This window comes from Enterobacter sp. CPE_E890, assembly GCF_046521475.1.
Classification (GTDB): domain Bacteria; phylum Pseudomonadota; class Gammaproteobacteria; order Enterobacterales; family Enterobacteriaceae; genus Enterobacter; species Enterobacter adelaidei.
The window spans coordinates 2,830,933-2,847,184 of record NZ_JBKFZW010000001.1; the positions used below are offsets into that span (position 1 = coordinate 2,830,933).

The following is a 16,252-nucleotide window of genomic DNA, read 5'->3' on the forward strand; positions in this document are numbered from 1 at the left end:
GGTTTTCAGGTGATTGACAACAGCGGTCACGCTGTTTAGTGAAGACAGGAGACGAACTAATGATAAGACCTCGTACACTACGCCCTGCGTTCTTGCCCCTTGCGTTAGGCGGCGCGCTGCTCGGCGTAACGACATTGGGTTATGCCGACGATAGCCCCGCGACCCAGACAACCTCACCTGATATCTTGCTGGGCCCTCTTTTCAATGATGTGCAAAGTGCCAAACTGTTTCCCGATCAGAAAACCTTCGCTGATGCCATCCCTAAAAGCGACCCGCTAATGATTCTGGCGGATTATCGGATGCAGCACACGCAGTCCAGCTTTGACTTACGCCACTTTGTCGAGATGAACTTCACGCTCCCTGCGGAAGGGGAAAAATATGTTCCGCCTGCTGGACAAAGTTTACGTGAGCACATTGACGATCTCTGGCCCGTACTGACGCGCACCACGGATAAAGCCAGCAACAAATGGGATTCCCTTCTGCCGTTACCCAAACCTTACGTGGTGCCCGGCGGGCGTTTCCGTGAGGTCTACTACTGGGACAGCTATTTCACCATGCTGGGCCTGGCGGAAAGCAATCACTGGGACAAAATCAGCGACATGGTGGATAACTTTGCGTATGAGATTGACACCTTCGGCCACATTCCCAACGGCAACCGTAGCTACTACCTGAGCCGCTCCCAGCCACCGTTTTTCTCAATGATGGTTGAGCTGCTGGCGACCCACGACAGCGATGCGCTGAAGAAATATCGTCCGCAGATGGAGAAAGAGTACGCTTACTGGATGGATGGCGTAGATGCCCTTCAGCCGGGGCAAGCCAGTAAACGGGTGGTGAAACTGGATGATGGCACCATTCTCAACCGCTACTGGGATGACCGCGATACCCCGCGCCCGGAGTCCTGGCTTGACGATGTGAATACCGCCAAAAGTAACCCTAACCGTCCCGCGACGGAGATCTACCGTGATTTACGTTCCGCTGCGGCTTCGGGCTGGGATTTTAGCTCCCGCTGGATGGACGATCCGCAAAAGCTCGGCACGATCCGGACCACCAGCATTGTGCCCGTCGATCTGAATGCCCTGATGTTTAAGATGGAAAAACTGCTGGCGCGGGCAAGCCAGGAAAGTGACGATGCCGCCAGCGCGAGCAAATACGAAACGCTGGCAACCGCGCGTCAGAAAGCCATCGAGAGCCATCTGTGGAATGATAAAGAGGGCTGGTACGCCGATTACGATCTCAAGAGCAAAAAGGTGCGTAATCAACTCACGGCGGCAGCCCTGTTCCCACTTTACGTGAAGGCGGCGGCGCAGGATCGGGCCGACAAAGTGGCAGCGGCAACCTCGTCTCGCTTGTTGAAACCAGGCGGAATTACCACCACCACTATCAGTAGCGGCCAGCAATGGGACGCGCCAAACGGCTGGGCTCCGCTGCAGTGGGTGGCCGCGGAAGGTCTGCAAAATTACGGGCAAGAGAAGGTCTCGATGGAGGTAACCTGGCGCTTCCTGAAGAACGTTCAGCATACTTACGACCGCGAAAAGAAACTGGTCGAGAAATATGACGTGTCGACAACCGGGACCGGTGGCGGCGGAGGCGAGTATCCGCTGCAGGACGGCTTCGGCTGGAGTAACGGCGTAACGCTGAAGATGCTGGATCGGGTGTGTCCGAAAGCGAAACCGTGTGACAGCGTGCCGGAAAATCAGCCTGCGGCAAATGATGAGGTGGCACCGGTGAAAGCGACGGCGCAGTAAGTGAGTATTGCCGGGTGGCGGCTACGCCTTACCCGGCCTACGTTTTGTACTCACCGGGCTTTGCTTAGAAACTGTAACTCGCCCCTAGCTGATACGTCCTGTCACGCCCAATCCAGCAGTTGGTCGCGTCGTAGCAGGTTAGCGTCTCTTTGTTGGTGATGTTCTGTGCGCTGGCCTTAAGCGTCAGCCCTGCCAGCGAAGGCATAATTTCCCCCATCCGGTACGAAGCCGCCAGATCGTACTGCGTTGCACCACCCAGTTTACCCGCATCGTTAGCCGGAGAGATTTCCATCGGCCCGGTGTAGCGTGCGCCCGCACCCAGCATCAACCCTTTCAACGCCGTGTTCTCAAAGGTGTAATCCCCCCAGAGATTAAAGGCGTTTTCCGGCACCTGCGTTGGACGTTTCCCTTTGTACTTGTCATCTTCCGTATTGATCGCGTGGGTGTAGGCATAGTTAGCAATCAGCGTCAGGTTATCCATCGGACGGCTGATGGCGGACAGTTCTGCCCCTTTTGATTCCACTTCCCCGGTCTGACGATAGTTCAGGAATCCCGGATCGGAGGTGACGACGTTTTTCTGACGGATGTTAAACACCGAGGCGGTAAAGGTGGTGGCATAGTCGGCCAGCAGATATTTTACCCCGCCTTCCACCTGCTTGCTGGTGGTCGGTTTGACGTCTTTCGCCACGAGCGTTCCCTGCGGTGACACCGGCGCAAAACCTTCTGAGTAGCTGATAAATGGCGAAATCCCGTTGTCGAAGGCGTAAAGCGCCCCCAGGCGTTTGGTAAAGCGGTCCTGCGATACCCAGGCTTTATCGCCGTTTTGCAGATAATTGGTGGTGACGGAGCGGTAATCGTCGTAGCGCAAGCTGCCCAGCAGGTTGAGGCCGCCAAATTCCACCTGATCCTGCAGGTAATAACCGTTCTGTTGGTAGCTGAGACGGTTTTTCTGGGCGGTGTAGAGCCCCAGCGCGCTTTCCTGGATCTGCGAATAGTCAGGATGACGCATATCCATACCCGGCGTGGCCGACGCGTAGCGATAGTGGAAATGGGAGTTCAGCTTCTGATAGTCAAACCCGGCCAGCAGATGGTGTTTCCAGTCACCCAGCGTAACGGTTTTGGTCACCTGGTTATCGATGTTAAAGCTCTTAAGGTCTTCATCGGTGGTGTAGGCAAAGCGGTTGAGCTGGTATACCTCGCTTCCTGTCCCTGTCGCGTAGGCGCTGCGCTGGTGGGTATCAACGTCGAAATAGCGCGCTTTCTGATTAAAGCCCCAACCGCTGTCAAATTCGTGTTCGAAGCTGTAGCCCAGCATCCACTGACGCTGCTTAAATCCATTCCACTCATCTCCGGCGTAATCGCGTTTGCCCGCGTATTTCGAGCGCAGGTAAGCGAGCGGCAACGGATTAGACGGCGTCAGGCTCGGGGTATTTTGCGCCAGGGCATCCAGGGTGAGGCGGGTTTTACTGTCCGGTTGCCAGGTGACAGATGGGGCAATCAGGTAGTTTTCATACCGGGTAGTGTGCGGCTGATCGTCATTTTCCGTCGCTTTACCCAGCAGACGATAACTCCAGTCGCTGCCGGCAATTTGTCCGGTTGAGTCGAGATAGCCCTCTTTCAGATTACGGTTCCCGGTGTTAAAACCGACCTCAGTTCGGGCTTCTCGCTGCGGCTTTTTACTTTGGATATTCACCAGCCCGCCCGGCGAACCGCCGCCGTAAAGGACCGATGAGGGACCTTTCAGGATATCAACGCTGTCTATTAACAGCGGATCGATGCGCGCCTTGGTGTTTCCGGTGACGTTATAGGGTAATTGCAGCCCGTTGTAGAACTCCTGGTCAACGGTAAAGCCACGAATTTTATATTCGCTCATATAGGAGGTATTCCCCCGTACCTCGGTTGAGACGCCCGGGGCATAGCGCAGGATTTCATTCACCGAATTCGCGTGACGCTTTTCTATTTCCGGCGCAGAGAGGGTCGTTATGACCTGCGGCGTTTTACTTTCAGCAACGGCCGATTTCGTGGCGCTGTTCGTCCAGGCCGGTAGCGCGCTGCCCTGCTCTGAGCCCGTAACAACGATGGTGGATTCTTCGGCAAAGGCCTGGGCCTGCAATGCCAGCGTGACGGCACCTGCTAGGGCGCACAGCGCAAAACGTGAGGTATTCATAATGTCGTCTTGTTGTTAGATACAATTAGGAACGACAATTATTATCATTTAGATTAGCAAATCAATACTCCGGCAAAAAAACGGCCCTCCGCAGAGAGCCGTTTATGTCAATTTATGCTCGTCGCAGTAACCTGAATATGCCCAGCACCACAATGGCACCCACGACAGCGACCAGAAAACTGTGCAGGTCGAAACCACTTATGTTGCCTCCAAAGCCAAACATCGTCGCCAGCCAGCCGCCCACAACCGCACCAACGACCCCGAGTACACAGGTCAAAATAAAACCGCCACCATCACGCCCCGGCATGATCAGTTTGGCAATAGCGCCGGCAATTAGACCAAAGATAATCCAGGCGATGATACCCATAGCGATGCCCTCTTGCAGGTTTAACGCGTGCGCAGAAAACCTTCTGCACAGCTAACTTAAGTATAGGTCATCGCCGGAAAACCATTTTCATCTCACCGACTTATCTTTGCTTAAACAGGCAAAAAAAACTCACCGGTTTGTATTAAGTTTCATTGTTGATTGCCGATAACGCTAAGACAGTCTGTCATCTTTCAAGGAGCCATCCGGCGTGAGTCATTACAGTGAGCAGTTCCTCAAGCAAAATCCGCTGGCTGTATTAGGGGTATTACGCGACCTGCAAAAAGGCGAAGTGCCGCTGCGCATCAGTTGGTCGAATAATCAGTTCATCAGCAAGATCCTTGATGCCTCGCAGGAGCGGCTGGTTATCGACCTGGGCAGTCAGGAGTATGAAAACCGTGCCGCACTGAAAGCGGAAAATATCGCAGTGATGGCCGAAACGCAGGGTGCGAAAGTGGAGTTTGTGCTGCCACGACTGGAACTGAGTGAATACCAGGGGCTTCCTGCTTTTGTTACGCCTCTTCCCACCAATCTCTGGTTTGTCCAGCGTCGTGAGTATTTCCGCATCAGCGCTCCGCTTCAGCCAGCCTATTTTTGTAAGGCCAAAATGCCTGACAAAAAAGAGATCCGTTTCCGCCTCTTCGATCTGTCTCTGGGCGGTATGGGCGCGCTGATGGATACCGCGACTCCTGAGGGATTGGTTGAAGGCATGCGCTTTACCCAGATAGAACTGGATATGGGAGGCTGGGGTCGCTTTTATTTTGATGCACAGCTGATTGCCATCAGCGATCGCAAAGTCGTAGACAGCAAAAACGAGACTATCACTACGCCACGCCTGAGCTTCCGTTTCCTTAACGTGGGGCCCGGCGCAGAGCGCGAGCTTCAGCGTATTATCTATTCACTGGAGCGGGAAGCGCGGCAACGCGCCAATAAAGTTCTGTGAGAAAAGTCGGGCAGCATAACCGCCGCCCGTCTACGGCATTACATAGCATCCATCGCTTTCTGAACTTTCCAGATATAACGAGGTGCCTGTGGTGCCGGGTGATTCTTAGCTACATGCTCAAAGAACTCATCTTTATCCATGCCATTAATTTCTGCTATCGCCTCTTTCCGGTCAGAGGAGAAGGTTCTGAGCAACGCGCCGGCACCGTTTACATAAGACACCACCAGCGCATACTGCATCACTTCCGGGTCCTGAATCCCCTTCAGCACCCCATGCTCCATAATGCTCAGGTAGGCGGTCCCCATCGAAATGTTGCGTTCCGGGTTCTTCAGCTCACTGGTCGACGGCTGACCACTCCAGCCCATGTAACGGTAGACCTCTTTTCCCGCCGTTGACGCTTTAAGCTGCATCAGCCCCACCGCGTTGGATTTGCTGACGAGCGTTGGATTACCGCCGGACTCCACCGCAATAATCGCCGTGATCAGTCGTGGACTGACGCCCCAGGCCTTTCCGGCTTGTTCACTGATCGGCATCCACTGCATGGCCCGTTTTACGGGCACTTCCGGGTTCCAGGGCGGGTTTTGATAATCATGTTTTGAACTACAGCCAGCAAGCAACACAATCAAAAAAGCAAACCATCTCAATTTCACGTCATCTATCCTTATAGCCGGTCATCGCGGTGCGCCGCCTCTTGAAGCAGGCGGCGTATAAGCGGCATGATATAGACAATTAGTTTCTCATTCAGCAAGGAATTGCCATGTCTCAGTTTCATCTCATCGCGCCGTCGGGCTACTGCATTAACCAGGACGCGGCACAACGGGGCGTTCAGCGCTTGCTGGAATCCGGCCATCAGGTAGAAAATCAGACGATTATCCCCCGCCGTCTTCAGCGTTTTGCCGGAACGGAAGCGCAGAGGCTGAATGATATTAATAACCTGGTGAACCTGAAGGGCGAAAACCAGATTGTGCTCGCGGTGCGCGGGGGATACGGTGCGAGCCGCTTACTGGAGAGTATCGACTGGCAAGGGCTGGCACAGCGTCAACAACAGGATCCGCTGCTGATCTGCGGACACAGCGATTTCACGGCGATCCAGATTGGGCTGCTGGCCTTGCATAACGTCATCACCTTCAGCGGCCCGATGCTGGCCGGTAACTTCGGTGCGCCGGAACTGGATACCTTCACCCAGGAGCATTTCTGGCGCGCGCTGCGTAATCCCACCTACAGCGTGGAGTGGCAAGGCAATGGGCCGCACTGGGAATGTGAAGGCCAGCTCTGGGGCGGCAACCTGGCGATGCTGGTCTCGCTGATTGGTACGCCGTGGCTGCCGCAAATTGAGGACGGCATTCTGGTGCTGGAAGATATCAACGAACATCCGTTCCGCGTTGAGCGTATGTTATTGCAGCTTTATCACGCCGGGATCCTCGAACGTCAGTCCGCGATTGTACTGGGCAGTTTTAGCGGCTCGGCACCGAATGATTATGACGCAGGTTATTCTCTTGAGACTATGGTCGATTTCATTCGCTCGCGGCTGGATATCCCGGTTATTACGGGGCTGGATTTTGGCCATGAGCAGCAGACTGTGACCCTGGCGCTGGGCGCGCACGCCGCACTGATTCATGATGATTCAGGCAGTCGACTAAGTATCAGCGGCCATCCTGTCATAAAGGCATAAAAAAACCGTTTAACCCCCTTAATAAAACGCTGTTGCCACCGTTAATATGTTAGGGTTTTAGTAACAGCGTTAACATTGAGGTGGGAGAAAGACAACATTGGATGCCGCAGCGATAATCAGCCTTTTCATTCTGGGTTCTGTGCTTGTAACCAGCAGTATTTTATTAAGTTCATTTTCATCGCGTCTCGGCATACCTATTCTTGTTATTTTCCTTGCCATCGGCATGCTGGCTGGCATTGATGGCATCGGCGGTATCCCATTCGATAACTACCCTTTCGCTTACATGGTGAGTAACCTCGCGCTGGCGGTGATCCTGCTGGACGGCGGGATGCGCACCCAGGCGAGTTCATTCCGCGTGGCCTTAGGGCCTGCACTGTCGCTCGCCACGGTCGGTGTGTTGATTACCTCTGGACTGACCGGGATGATGGCCGCGTGGCTTTTCCATCTCAATATCATGGAAGGTTTGCTGATTGGCGCTATCGTTGGCTCAACCGATGCCGCAGCCGTGTTTTCCCTGCTCGGCGGAAAAGGGCTTAACGAACGTGTCGGTTCCACGCTTGAGATTGAATCCGGCAGTAACGATCCGATGGCGGTGTTTCTCACCATCACGTTAATCGAGATGATTCAGCAGCACGAAAACGGGCTGAGCTGGATGTTTGCCTGGCATATTCTGCAGCAGTTCGGTCTGGGTATTTTCATCGGTCTGGCGGGAGGTTATCTGTTACAGCAGATGATCAACCGTATCTCGCTTCCTCTGGGGCTTTACCCTCTGCTGGCGCTGAGCGGCGGCATTCTGATTTTTGCCGTTACCACGGCGCTGGACGGCAGCGGCATTCTGGCGGTTTATCTCTGCGGATTCCTGATGGGCAACCGTCCGATTCGCAACCGTCACGCCATTTTGCAGAATTTCGACGGTCTGGCATGGCTGGCGCAAATCGGCATGTTCCTGGTGCTGGGTCTGCTGGTTACTCCGTCAGACCTGTTGCCGATTGCCGTTCCGGCGCTGTTGCTTTCAGCATGGATGATCTTCTTCGCCCGTCCGCTGTCGGTGTTTGCGGGCCTGCTGCCGTTTCGCGGTTTCAATCTACGTGAACGGGTTTTTATCAGTTGGGTGGGGCTGCGAGGTGCGGTGCCGATTATTCTTGCCGTCTTCCCGATGATGGCCGGTCTGGATAATGCGCGGTTGTTCTTTAACGTGGCGTTCTTTGTGGTACTGATTTCCCTACTGTTCCAGGGAACCTCACTCGGGTGGGCAGCGAAAAAAGCCAAAGTGGTGGTCCCTCCTGTCGGCTGGCCGGTTTCCCGCGTGGGGCTGGACATTCACCCTGAGAACCCATGGGAACAGTTCGTCTATCAACTGAGCGCCGACAAATGGTGTGTGGGAGCATCGCTGCGCGATTTACATATGCCGGCCGAAACGCGTATTGCCGCCTTGTTCCGTGATAATGCCCTGCTGCACCCTACCGGCAGTACTCGTCTGCGCGAAGGCGATATCCTGTGTGTCATTGGCCGCGAACGCGATCTGCCTGCGCTGGGCAAGCTGTTCAGTCAGTCACCACCGGTGGCGCTGGATCAGCGCTTCTTTGGTGATTTTATTCTGGAAGCGAGTGCCAAGTTTGCCGATGTGGCGCTGATTTACGGTCTGGATGAAGGACTGGAGTACCGTGATAAACAGCAAACGCTGGGTGAAATCATTCAACAACTGCTGGGTGCAGCCCCCGTCGTTGGTGACCAGGTGGAGTTTGCCGGGATGATCTGGACGGTGGCCGAGAAAGAAGATAACGAGGTCAGGAAAGTTGGCGTGAGGCCAATGGACGAGGAAGCGGAGTAGTAGTTTTTTTGCCGGGTAAGCGCTCGCGCTACCCGGCGAATATATGTTACACCGTCACAACCGGCACTCTTGGTGCCAGCGCGCACATTAATTCGTACCCCACCGTTCCCGCCGCGGCAGCCACATCATCAATTTTGATTTCGTTACCCCACAGCTCAACCGGTGAACCGATCCCCGCCTGCGGGCATGGCGTCAAATCAACGGCCAGCATATCCATAGAGATGGTACCCACCGTACCGGTGCGCACACCATCTACCAGGACTGGCGTACCGGTCGGGGCGATGCGCGGGTAGCCGTCGGCATAGCCGCCCGCCACAATACCAATCCGTTGCTCGCCCTTCGCCCGGTAACGGCTGCCGTAGCCCACCGTGTCACCGGCCTTCAGCGTCTGCACGCCAATAATTTCACTGCGCAGGGTCATGACCGGCTTCAGGCCGCTGTTGGCGATATCCTGCCACTGACCTGACGGAGATGCGCCGTACAAGACAATCCCCGGTCGTACCCAGTTATAGTGGGCTTCAGGATGCCATAGCGTGGCGGCTGAGTTTGACAGCGAGCGCGGACAATCCAGCCCTTCAGCCGCCTGCTCAATACGCACCATGGCATCGGCAATGCCATCAGGTTTTTCCGCATCGGCAAAGTGCGCCATCAACGTCATTTCACCCACATTCTTCAGCGCACGCAGCTGTTGCCAGACGGTGTGCACCCGCTCAGGCTGGAAGCCCAGGCGGTTCATACCGCTGTTGACCTTGAGGTAAATATCCAGCGGCGCATGCAGTTTTGCATCCTGCAGGGCTTTAATTTGCCAGTTGCTGTGAACGCTGGTGGTCAGACGGTACTTATCAAGTAACGGCAGGTCGTCGGCGTGGAAGAAACCCTCAAGCAACAGGATGGGCCCTTTCCAGCCGCGTTCACGCAGCAGAATGGCCTCTTCCAGATTCAGTAACGCAAAACCGTCGGTCGCGCTGAGGGCGCTCCAGATACGGTCAATACCGTGGCCGTAGGCATTCGCTTTGACCACCGACCAGACGCGTGAACCAGGTGCTGCCCGGCGAACAATTTGCAGGTTATCCTTCAGGGCCTGCAGATCCAGCTGAGCCAGAACAGGACGGGACATGACGACTCCTTAGTTATGCGCGCCGTGCAGGTGCTGTGGACGTGACGGCGTAAACCCTGATTGATAGCGTGCGGCGCTTAAATCGTCAAACGGAATGGCCGGCGTGCGCCCGGAAATCAGGTCGCTCAGCAGTTGACCAGACCCGCAGGCCATCGTCCAGCCAAGCGTGCCGTGTCCGGTATTGGTCCACAGATTTTTAAACGGCGTGCGCCCAACTATCGGTGTGCCGTCGGGAGTCATTGGACGCAGGCCGGTCCAGAACGTTGCCTGCTCAACAAAACCCCCGCGCGGGAAGAGATCCCCCACCACCATCTCCAGCGTTTCACGACGCGGCTTCAGCAGCTCGGTGTTGAAGCCGACAATCTCCGCCATGCCGCCGACGCGGATGCGGTTATCGAAGCGCGTAATCGCAATCTTGTAGGTTTCATCCAGGATGGTCGACACAGGCGCGCCGCTCTCCTCTTTCACCGGAATGGTCAGCGAGTAGCCCTTGAGCGGATAGACCGGAATATCGAGAATGCCTTTCAGCATGGCAGTGGAGTACGAGCCAAACGCCATGACGTAAGCATCAGCTTTGATCACTTCGTCGCCACACTTCACGCCGTAAATCTTTTCCCCTTCCGACAGCAGCTTATCGACAGAGGTGTTAAAGCGGAATTTCACCCCCGCCTGCTCGCACATTTGTGCCAGACGTTGCGTAAAGAGCTGGCAGTCACCGGTTTCGTCATTAGGCAGACGCAGACCACCCGTCAGTTTGTGCGCCACTTCCGCCAGGGCTGGTTCAACCTGACCAAGCTGGCTCGCTTCCAGCAGCTGGTACGGTACGCCGGCATCTTCCAGCACGGCGATATCGCGGGTCGCATTTTCGTACTGTTGCTCTGTACGGAACAGCTGTAGCGTCCCGCCCTGGCGACCTTCGTACTCAATGCCGGTCGACGCGCGCAAGGCTTTCAGGCAATCACGACTGTACTCCGCCAGACGCACCATGCGCCCTTTGTTTTCCATGTAGTGGCGGGTGTCGCAGTTGCGCAGCATCTGCCACATCCACTTCAGCTGAAACTGGGTGCCGTCGAGGCTGATGGCCAGCGGCGCATGGCGCTGGAACATCCATTTAATCGCCTTCAGCGGAACACCGGGTGCCGCCCACGGCGCCGCATAGCCCGGAGAGATTTGCCCGGCGTTTGCCGCGCTGGTTTCAAGCGCTGGACCGGATTCACGATCGATAACGGTTACGTCATGTCCCGCCTGACTTAAATACCAGGCGCTGGTTACGCCAACGACACCACTTCCCAGTATGACAACACGCATAGCCACTCCATTATGTGCAAAAGAACAATCTTCTAATTACAGATTGATAACCTAGTTGAAAATATTATTCAACATATGACTTTTTTATGGTGACTTACCTCACACATCCCCCAGCATCAGGGGATAGTGCTAATTTGGGATCTCCTGCTGCGCGTTATTTTTAACCAGCATAATATGCTGCGAGACACCGTTTATTTGCCGTATCAAAAACGCGAAATCGCAAAGAAAAAATTTCTGCTCCAGCACGCTTTTTAACACGTTGATCTATGCTTGAAAGGAGGCTCTCCAGACAGAGAGAGCACCCACAATGAGGGCGCGCTAATGGCTACTATTGATTCCCTGAACAAGGACAACACACGTCTGAGCGATGGACCCGACTGGACCTTCGAGCTGCTGGATGTCTACCTCGCCGAAATCGACCGGGTAGCAAAACTGTATCGCCTGGATACTTATCCGCATCAGATTGAAGTCATTACGTCCGAACAGATGATGGACGCCTACTCCAGCGTCGGGATGCCGATTAATTATCCTCACTGGTCGTTTGGTAAAAAATTTATTGAAACGGAACGGTTGTATAAGCACGGGCAGCAGGGGCTGGCGTATGAGATTGTCATCAACTCCAACCCGTGTATTGCTTATTTGATGGAAGAGAACACCATTACCATGCAGGCGCTGGTCATGGCGCATGCCTGCTACGGACACAACTCCTTTTTCAAGAACAATTACCTGTTCCGCAGCTGGACGGATGCCAGTTCTATTGTCGATTACCTTATCTTCGCCCGTAAGTACATTACCGACTGCGAAGAGCGTTATGGCGTGGATGAAGTGGAAAAACTGCTCGACTCCTGCCATGCGCTGATGAACTACGGCGTGGATCGTTACAAACGTCCGCAGAAAATCTCCCTGCAGGAGGAGAAAGCCCGGCAGAAAAGCCGCGAAGAGTATCTGCAAAGCCAGGTGAATATGTTGTGGCGTACCCTGCCGAAGCGTGAGGAAGAGAAAGCGGTGGCAGAAGCGCGTCGCTATCCGTCCGAGCCACAAGAAAACCTGCTCTATTTTATGGAGAAGAATGCTCCGCTGCTGGAACCATGGCAGCGTGAAATCCTGCGCATTGTGCGCAAGGTAAGCCAGTATTTCTACCCGCAAAAACAGACCCAGGTGATGAACGAGGGCTGGGCGACATTCTGGCACTACACCATTCTCAACCATCTGTATGACGAAGGAAAAGTCACCGAGCGGTTTATGATGGAATTCCTGCACAGCCATACCAATGTGGTGTTCCAGCCGCCGTACAACAGCCCGTGGTACAGCGGGATTAACCCGTACGCGCTTGGCTTTGCCATGTTCCAGGACATTAAACGTATCTGTCAGTCACCGACAGAAGAAGACAAGTACTGGTTCCCGGATATCGCCGGTTCTGACTGGCTGGAAACGCTGCATTTCGCCATGCGCGACTTTAAGGATGAGAGCTTTATCAGCCAGTTTATGTCGCCGAAGATCATGCGTGATTTCCGCTTCTTTACCGTTCTGGACGATGATCGGAATAATTATCTGGAGATTTCAGCGATCCATAACGAAGAGGGGTACCGTGAGATCCGCTCTCGCCTCTCTTCTCAGTACAACCTGAGCAATCTTGAACCCAATATTCAGGTATGGAACGTTGATTTACGCGGTGACCGCTCTCTGACGTTGCGGTATATCCCGCACAACCGCGCGCCGCTGGATAAAGGGCGTAAAGAAGTGCTGAAGCATGTGCATCGCCTGTGGGGCTTTGACGTGCAACTTGAGCAGCAGAATGAAGATGGTAGCGTGGAGTTACTTGAGCGTTGTCCGGCGCGGTTGAATACGCTGTAGTACAGCTTTTTTTTGCCCGGTGGCGCTACGCTTACCGGGCCTACAAAACCCGTAGGTCGGGTAAGGCGCAGCCGCCACCCGACGAAAAAAAAACCTCTCATATGAGAGGTTTTTTATTTAACGACTTTGAATCGCTAAATCACCCGGTAGCGTTTTCTGCATACGGTGCCAGATTTCACCGGAGTCGTGGCCGTAGCGACGCACGGTTTCATAGACCTGATCGTGCAGGCCTTCAGAACAGAGCTTGCTTAGCTTATGGTAGAAACCCAGTGCCAGGCTGCGGGCTTCCGGATTAGCAAAATAGTGGCGACCAATGCGGGTATACAGCCCTTTCATACCGTTCAGAATAAGGCCGTAGATTGGGTTACCAGAGGCAAACGCCAGCCCACGGAAGACGTTGTAATCGAGGGTTGCAAACGCATCGGCGTGATCTTCAACTTCGTTCGCACTGGCCAGCACGGCAAGCGCATCTTCCGGATGCTGACGAAAAGCGGTGCGAATAAAGATCGTCGCAATGTTGGTACGCACGGAAAGCAGATTATCGATCAGCTGCGGCACGCTTTCATGGTCGAGGCGCGCCAGCGTTTCAAGAATGTTCAGCCCGGAAGTTTCCCAGAAGTTGTTCACTTTCGTTGGTTTGCCGTGCTGAATCGTCAACCACCCATCACGTGCCAGTCGCTGGAGCACTTCACGCAGCGTGGTGCGAGTGACGCCAATCAGTTCAGAGAGTTCGCGTTCAGCCGGAAGAATGGATCCCGCAGGAAAACGATTATTCCAGATGCTTTCAATGATGTACTCTTCCGCGAAACCCGCCGGGCTCTGCGCCTTAATGACCATAGTGAGATTTCCATTACACAGCTTTAGCAAATTGGACTCATCATACCAGAGGCACGCTGTAGCAGATAGCGCGGCAAAGAGAGAAAAGAGGGATCGCGGTTTCATTTTTGTGAAATTTACAATACTGACTTATCCACCTCCAGGCCGCGATTTTTGCGTATACTCATGTTTTGTCTGAGTTGACGGGGAAGGACGTCTGTCGTGGAAATTTCTTTTGGGCGCGCAGTGTGGCGCAATTTTTTAGGCCAGTCACCCGACTGGTACAAACTGTTATTGCTGGTGTTCCTGGTCGTTAATCCCATCATTTTTATTGTGAGCCCGTTTATTGCCGGCTGGTTGCTGGTGGCCGAGTTTATCTTTACCCTGGCAATGGCGCTGAAATGTTATCCCCTGCTGCCGGGCGGATTGCTGGCGTTTGAAGCGGTCGTTATCGGTATGACCAGCGCAGAGCATGTGAAAGCAGAACTGGCCTCTAATCTGGAAGTGCTTCTGCTGCTGATATTTATGGTGGCCGGTATCTACTTCATGAAACAGCTACTGCTGTTTATCTTTACCCGCCTGCTGCTCAGCATTCCGTCGAAAACACTTCTGTCGCTGGCCTTCTGCGTGGCTGCCGCGTTTCTTTCGGCCTTCCTGGATGCCCTGACGGTCGTTGCGGTGGTGATAAGCGTTGCCGTTGGATTTTACGGCATTTACCACCGGGTGGCCTCTTCGCGCCCCGGTGACGATCTGCTGGATGACAGCCAGGTTGATACTTACCACCGGGAAGTGCTGGAACAATTTCGCGCCTTCCTGCGAAGCCTGATGATGCATGCCGGCGTTGGCACCGCCCTGGGTGGCGTGATGACAATGGTGGGTGAACCCCAAAACCTGATCATTGCCAAAGCGGCAGGCTGGCATTTTGGTGATTTCTTCCTGAGAATGGCACCGGTGAGTATACCGGTTCTGATCTGCGGTCTGTTGACCTGCATGCTGGTGGAGAAGTTTCGTCTCTTTGGCTATGGCGCACAACTCCCGGACCCGGTGCGTCAGGAACTGCATAAATTCGATCTGCAAAGCCGTAGCCAGCGGACACGCCAGGAGACACTGCGTCTTATTGCGCAGGGGATCATCGGTGTCTGGCTTATTGCCGCGCTGGCGTTTCATCTTGCTGAAGTGGGGTTGATTGGTCTCTCGGTTATTATCCTCGCCGCCACGTTTACTGGCGTAACGGATGAACATGCTATCGGCAAAGCGTTTACCGAAGCCTTGCCGTTTACCGCGCTGTTAGCTGTATTTTTTGCCGTTGTGGCGGTAATTATTGACCAACACCTCTTCGCGCCAATTATTGCCTTTGTTTTACAGGCTGCACCGGATGCTCAGCTCTCGCTGTTTTATCTGTTTAACGGCCTGCTTTCGTCGATATCCGATAACGTCTTTGTCGGGACGGTCTACATCAACGAAGCTAAAGCAGCCATGGAGCAAGGCGTCATCAGTCCGGGGCAGTTTGAGCTGCTGGCTGTGGCGATCAACACCGGCACTAACCTGCCATCGGTTGCGACCCCTAACGGGCAAGCCGCTTTCCTCTTTCTGTTGACCTCCGCGCTGGCGCCACTCATACGACTTTCTTATGGCAAGATGGTCTGGATGGCCCTGCCCTATACGCTGGTGCTCACGATTGTGGGTTTGCTTTGCGTCAAAATTACCCTCATTCCCTGTACGCAATGGTTGATACAAGCGGGTATACTTGCGGCGCAATAAAGTATGCATCTCGGGCAGTTCGCTGCCCGTTTGCCTTTTCGCACGATAAACATCCAATTACGTTTTATTTCGTCAGGTACAGGTGGCGCGAAAAACGAATTCGTTTACACTGCGCTTTCTAAGCATGTTCCAGGGAAATGATTATGTTGAGATTTTTAAACCAGTGCTCCCGCGGTCGCGGAGCGTGGTTGTTAATGGCCCTGACCGCCTTTGCGCTGGAAATGGTCGCGCTGTGGTTCCAGCATGTAATGGGACTCAAGCCTTGCGTGCTTTGTATTTACGAACGCTGCGCATTGTTTGGCATTATGGGGGCGGGTCTGGTGGGCGCGATTGCCCCGAAATCACCGCTGCGCTATGCCGCAATCGCTATCTGGTTGTACAGCGCCTGGAAAGGGATTGAACTCTCCTGGCAGCACACCATGATGCAGCTGCATCCGTCACCATTTATGACCTGTGATTTCGCCGCCCGCTTCCCGAGCTGGCTACCGCTGGATAAATGGCTGCCGCAGGTGTTTGTTGCTTCCGGCGACTGCTCCGTTCGTCAGTGGGAATTCCTGACCCTGGAGATGCCGCAGTGGCTGGTGGGTATTTTTGTGGCCTACTTCGTCGTGGCACTGCTGGTGCTGATTGCTCAGCCATTCAAACCGAAGAAACGCGATTTGTTTGGAAGGTAA

General features: G+C 54.3%; 13 protein-coding genes. 7 read left to right on the forward strand and 6 right to left on the reverse strand.

Annotated elements, in window-relative coordinates; genetic code table 11:
* Positions 1-59 precede the first annotated feature (59 nt).
* Positions 60-1,745, forward strand: coding sequence for an alpha,alpha-trehalase (locus tag ACLHV9_RS13910; protein WP_108089705.1), 1,686 nt, complete (start codon positions 60-62; stop codon positions 1,743-1,745).
* Between the two features lie 64 nt (positions 1,746-1,809).
* Here ACLHV9_RS13910 and ACLHV9_RS13915 read toward each other — a convergent pair whose 3' ends face one another.
* Together ACLHV9_RS13915 and ACLHV9_RS13920 are read right to left on the reverse strand one after the other, a co-directional pair.
* The gene (locus tag ACLHV9_RS13915; RefSeq protein WP_108089704.1) at positions 1,810-3,912 is read right to left on the reverse strand and encodes a TonB-dependent siderophore receptor; all 2,103 of its coding nucleotides are present in this window, start codon (positions 3,910-3,912) and stop codon (positions 1,810-1,812) included.
* 112 nt (positions 3,913-4,024) lie between these two features.
* Positions 4,025-4,279: a GlsB/YeaQ/YmgE family stress response membrane protein gene (locus tag ACLHV9_RS13920; protein ID WP_028018694.1), complete on the reverse strand. Its 255-nt coding sequence runs from the start codon at positions 4,277-4,279 to the stop codon at positions 4,025-4,027.
* Between the two features lie 208 nt (positions 4,280-4,487).
* Here ACLHV9_RS13920 and ACLHV9_RS13925 point away from each other — a divergent pair, with 208 nt between their 5' ends.
* Positions 4,488-5,219, forward strand: a complete 732-nt coding sequence (locus ACLHV9_RS13925; RefSeq protein ID WP_028018693.1) for a flagellar brake protein — start codon at positions 4,488-4,490, stop codon at positions 5,217-5,219.
* Between the two features lie 38 nt (positions 5,220-5,257).
* Here ACLHV9_RS13925 and emtA read toward each other — a convergent pair whose 3' ends face one another.
* A complete protein-coding gene (gene emtA / locus ACLHV9_RS13930) occupies positions 5,258-5,869 on the reverse strand; it encodes a membrane-bound lytic murein transglycosylase EmtA (protein WP_028018692.1) in 612 nt (203 codons plus the stop codon).
* A 107-nt stretch (positions 5,870-5,976) separates the two neighbouring features.
* Here emtA and ldcA point away from each other — a divergent pair, with 107 nt between their 5' ends.
* Both ldcA and ACLHV9_RS13940 read left to right on the forward strand, forming a co-directional pair.
* Positions 5,977-6,891: a muramoyltetrapeptide carboxypeptidase gene (ldcA, locus tag ACLHV9_RS13935; RefSeq protein WP_108089703.1), complete on the forward strand. Its 915-nt coding sequence runs from the start codon at positions 5,977-5,979 to the stop codon at positions 6,889-6,891.
* Between the two features lie 97 nt (positions 6,892-6,988).
* Positions 6,989-8,722 (forward strand): potassium/proton antiporter, encoded by a 1,734-nt coding sequence (locus tag ACLHV9_RS13940; protein ID WP_028018690.1) that lies wholly within the window; start codon positions 6,989-6,991, stop codon positions 8,720-8,722.
* 46 nt (positions 8,723-8,768) lie between these two features.
* On the opposite strand, the gene dadX is transcribed toward ACLHV9_RS13940, so the two are convergent.
* Both dadX and ACLHV9_RS13950 read right to left on the reverse strand, forming a co-directional pair.
* The gene (gene dadX, locus ACLHV9_RS13945) at positions 8,769-9,839 is read right to left on the reverse strand and encodes a catabolic alanine racemase DadX (protein WP_108089702.1); all 1,071 of its coding nucleotides are present in this window, start codon (positions 9,837-9,839) and stop codon (positions 8,769-8,771) included.
* A gap of 9 nt (positions 9,840-9,848) precedes the next feature.
* Positions 9,849-11,147 carry a D-amino acid dehydrogenase gene (locus ACLHV9_RS13950; RefSeq protein WP_028018688.1) on the reverse strand — a complete coding sequence of 433 codons (1,299 nt, stop codon included), beginning with the start codon at positions 11,145-11,147 and terminating at the stop codon, positions 9,849-9,851.
* Between the two features lie 321 nt (positions 11,148-11,468).
* On the opposite strand from ACLHV9_RS13950, the gene ACLHV9_RS13955 reads away from it, so the two are divergent.
* Complete coding sequence (locus ACLHV9_RS13955) at positions 11,469-13,001, forward strand: SpoVR family protein (RefSeq protein WP_024909810.1); 1,533 nt, start codon at positions 11,469-11,471, stop codon at positions 12,999-13,001.
* A 117-nt stretch (positions 13,002-13,118) separates the two neighbouring features.
* On the opposite strand, the gene fadR is transcribed toward ACLHV9_RS13955, so the two are convergent.
* On the reverse strand, positions 13,119-13,838 hold the full coding sequence (fadR, locus tag ACLHV9_RS13960; RefSeq protein WP_028018687.1) for a fatty acid metabolism transcriptional regulator FadR: 720 nt from the start codon (positions 13,836-13,838) through the stop codon (positions 13,119-13,121).
* Positions 13,839-14,039: 201 nt separating this feature from the next.
* On the opposite strand from fadR, the gene nhaB reads away from it, so the two are divergent.
* Positions 14,040-15,578: a Na(+)/H(+) antiporter NhaB gene (gene nhaB / locus ACLHV9_RS13965; protein ID WP_028018686.1), complete on the forward strand. Its 1,539-nt coding sequence runs from the start codon at positions 14,040-14,042 to the stop codon at positions 15,576-15,578.
* A gap of 143 nt (positions 15,579-15,721) precedes the next feature.
* Positions 15,722-16,252: a disulfide bond formation protein DsbB gene (gene dsbB, locus ACLHV9_RS13970; RefSeq protein ID WP_028018685.1), complete on the forward strand. Its 531-nt coding sequence runs from the start codon at positions 15,722-15,724 to the stop codon at positions 16,250-16,252.

What these genes read in the sequence shown, in the direction of transcription:
- ACLHV9_RS13910 (WP_108089705.1), top strand. Translation starts at nt 60, where the DNA reads ATGATAAGACCTCGTACACTACGCCCTGCGTTCTTGCCCCTTGCGTTA.
- ACLHV9_RS13915 (WP_108089704.1), bottom strand. Translation starts at nt 3,912, where the DNA reads ATGAATACCTCACGTTTTGCGCTGTGCGCCCTAGCAGGTGCCGTCACG.
- ACLHV9_RS13920 (WP_028018694.1), bottom strand. Translation starts at nt 4,279, where the DNA reads ATGGGTATCATCGCCTGGATTATCTTTGGTCTAATTGCCGGCGCTATT.
- ldcA (WP_108089703.1), top strand. Translation starts at nt 5,977, where the DNA reads ATGTCTCAGTTTCATCTCATCGCGCCGTCGGGCTACTGCATTAACCAG.
- dadX (WP_108089702.1), bottom strand. Translation starts at nt 9,839, where the DNA reads ATGTCCCGTCCTGTTCTGGCTCAGCTGGATCTGCAGGCCCTGAAGGAT.
- ACLHV9_RS13950 (WP_028018688.1), bottom strand. Translation starts at nt 11,147, where the DNA reads ATGCGTGTTGTCATACTGGGAAGTGGTGTCGTTGGCGTAACCAGCGCC.
- ACLHV9_RS13955 (WP_024909810.1), top strand. Translation starts at nt 11,469, where the DNA reads ATGGCTACTATTGATTCCCTGAACAAGGACAACACACGTCTGAGCGAT.
- fadR (WP_028018687.1), bottom strand. Translation starts at nt 13,838, where the DNA reads ATGGTCATTAAGGCGCAGAGCCCGGCGGGTTTCGCGGAAGAGTACATC.
- dsbB (WP_028018685.1), top strand. Translation starts at nt 15,722, where the DNA reads ATGTTGAGATTTTTAAACCAGTGCTCCCGCGGTCGCGGAGCGTGGTTG.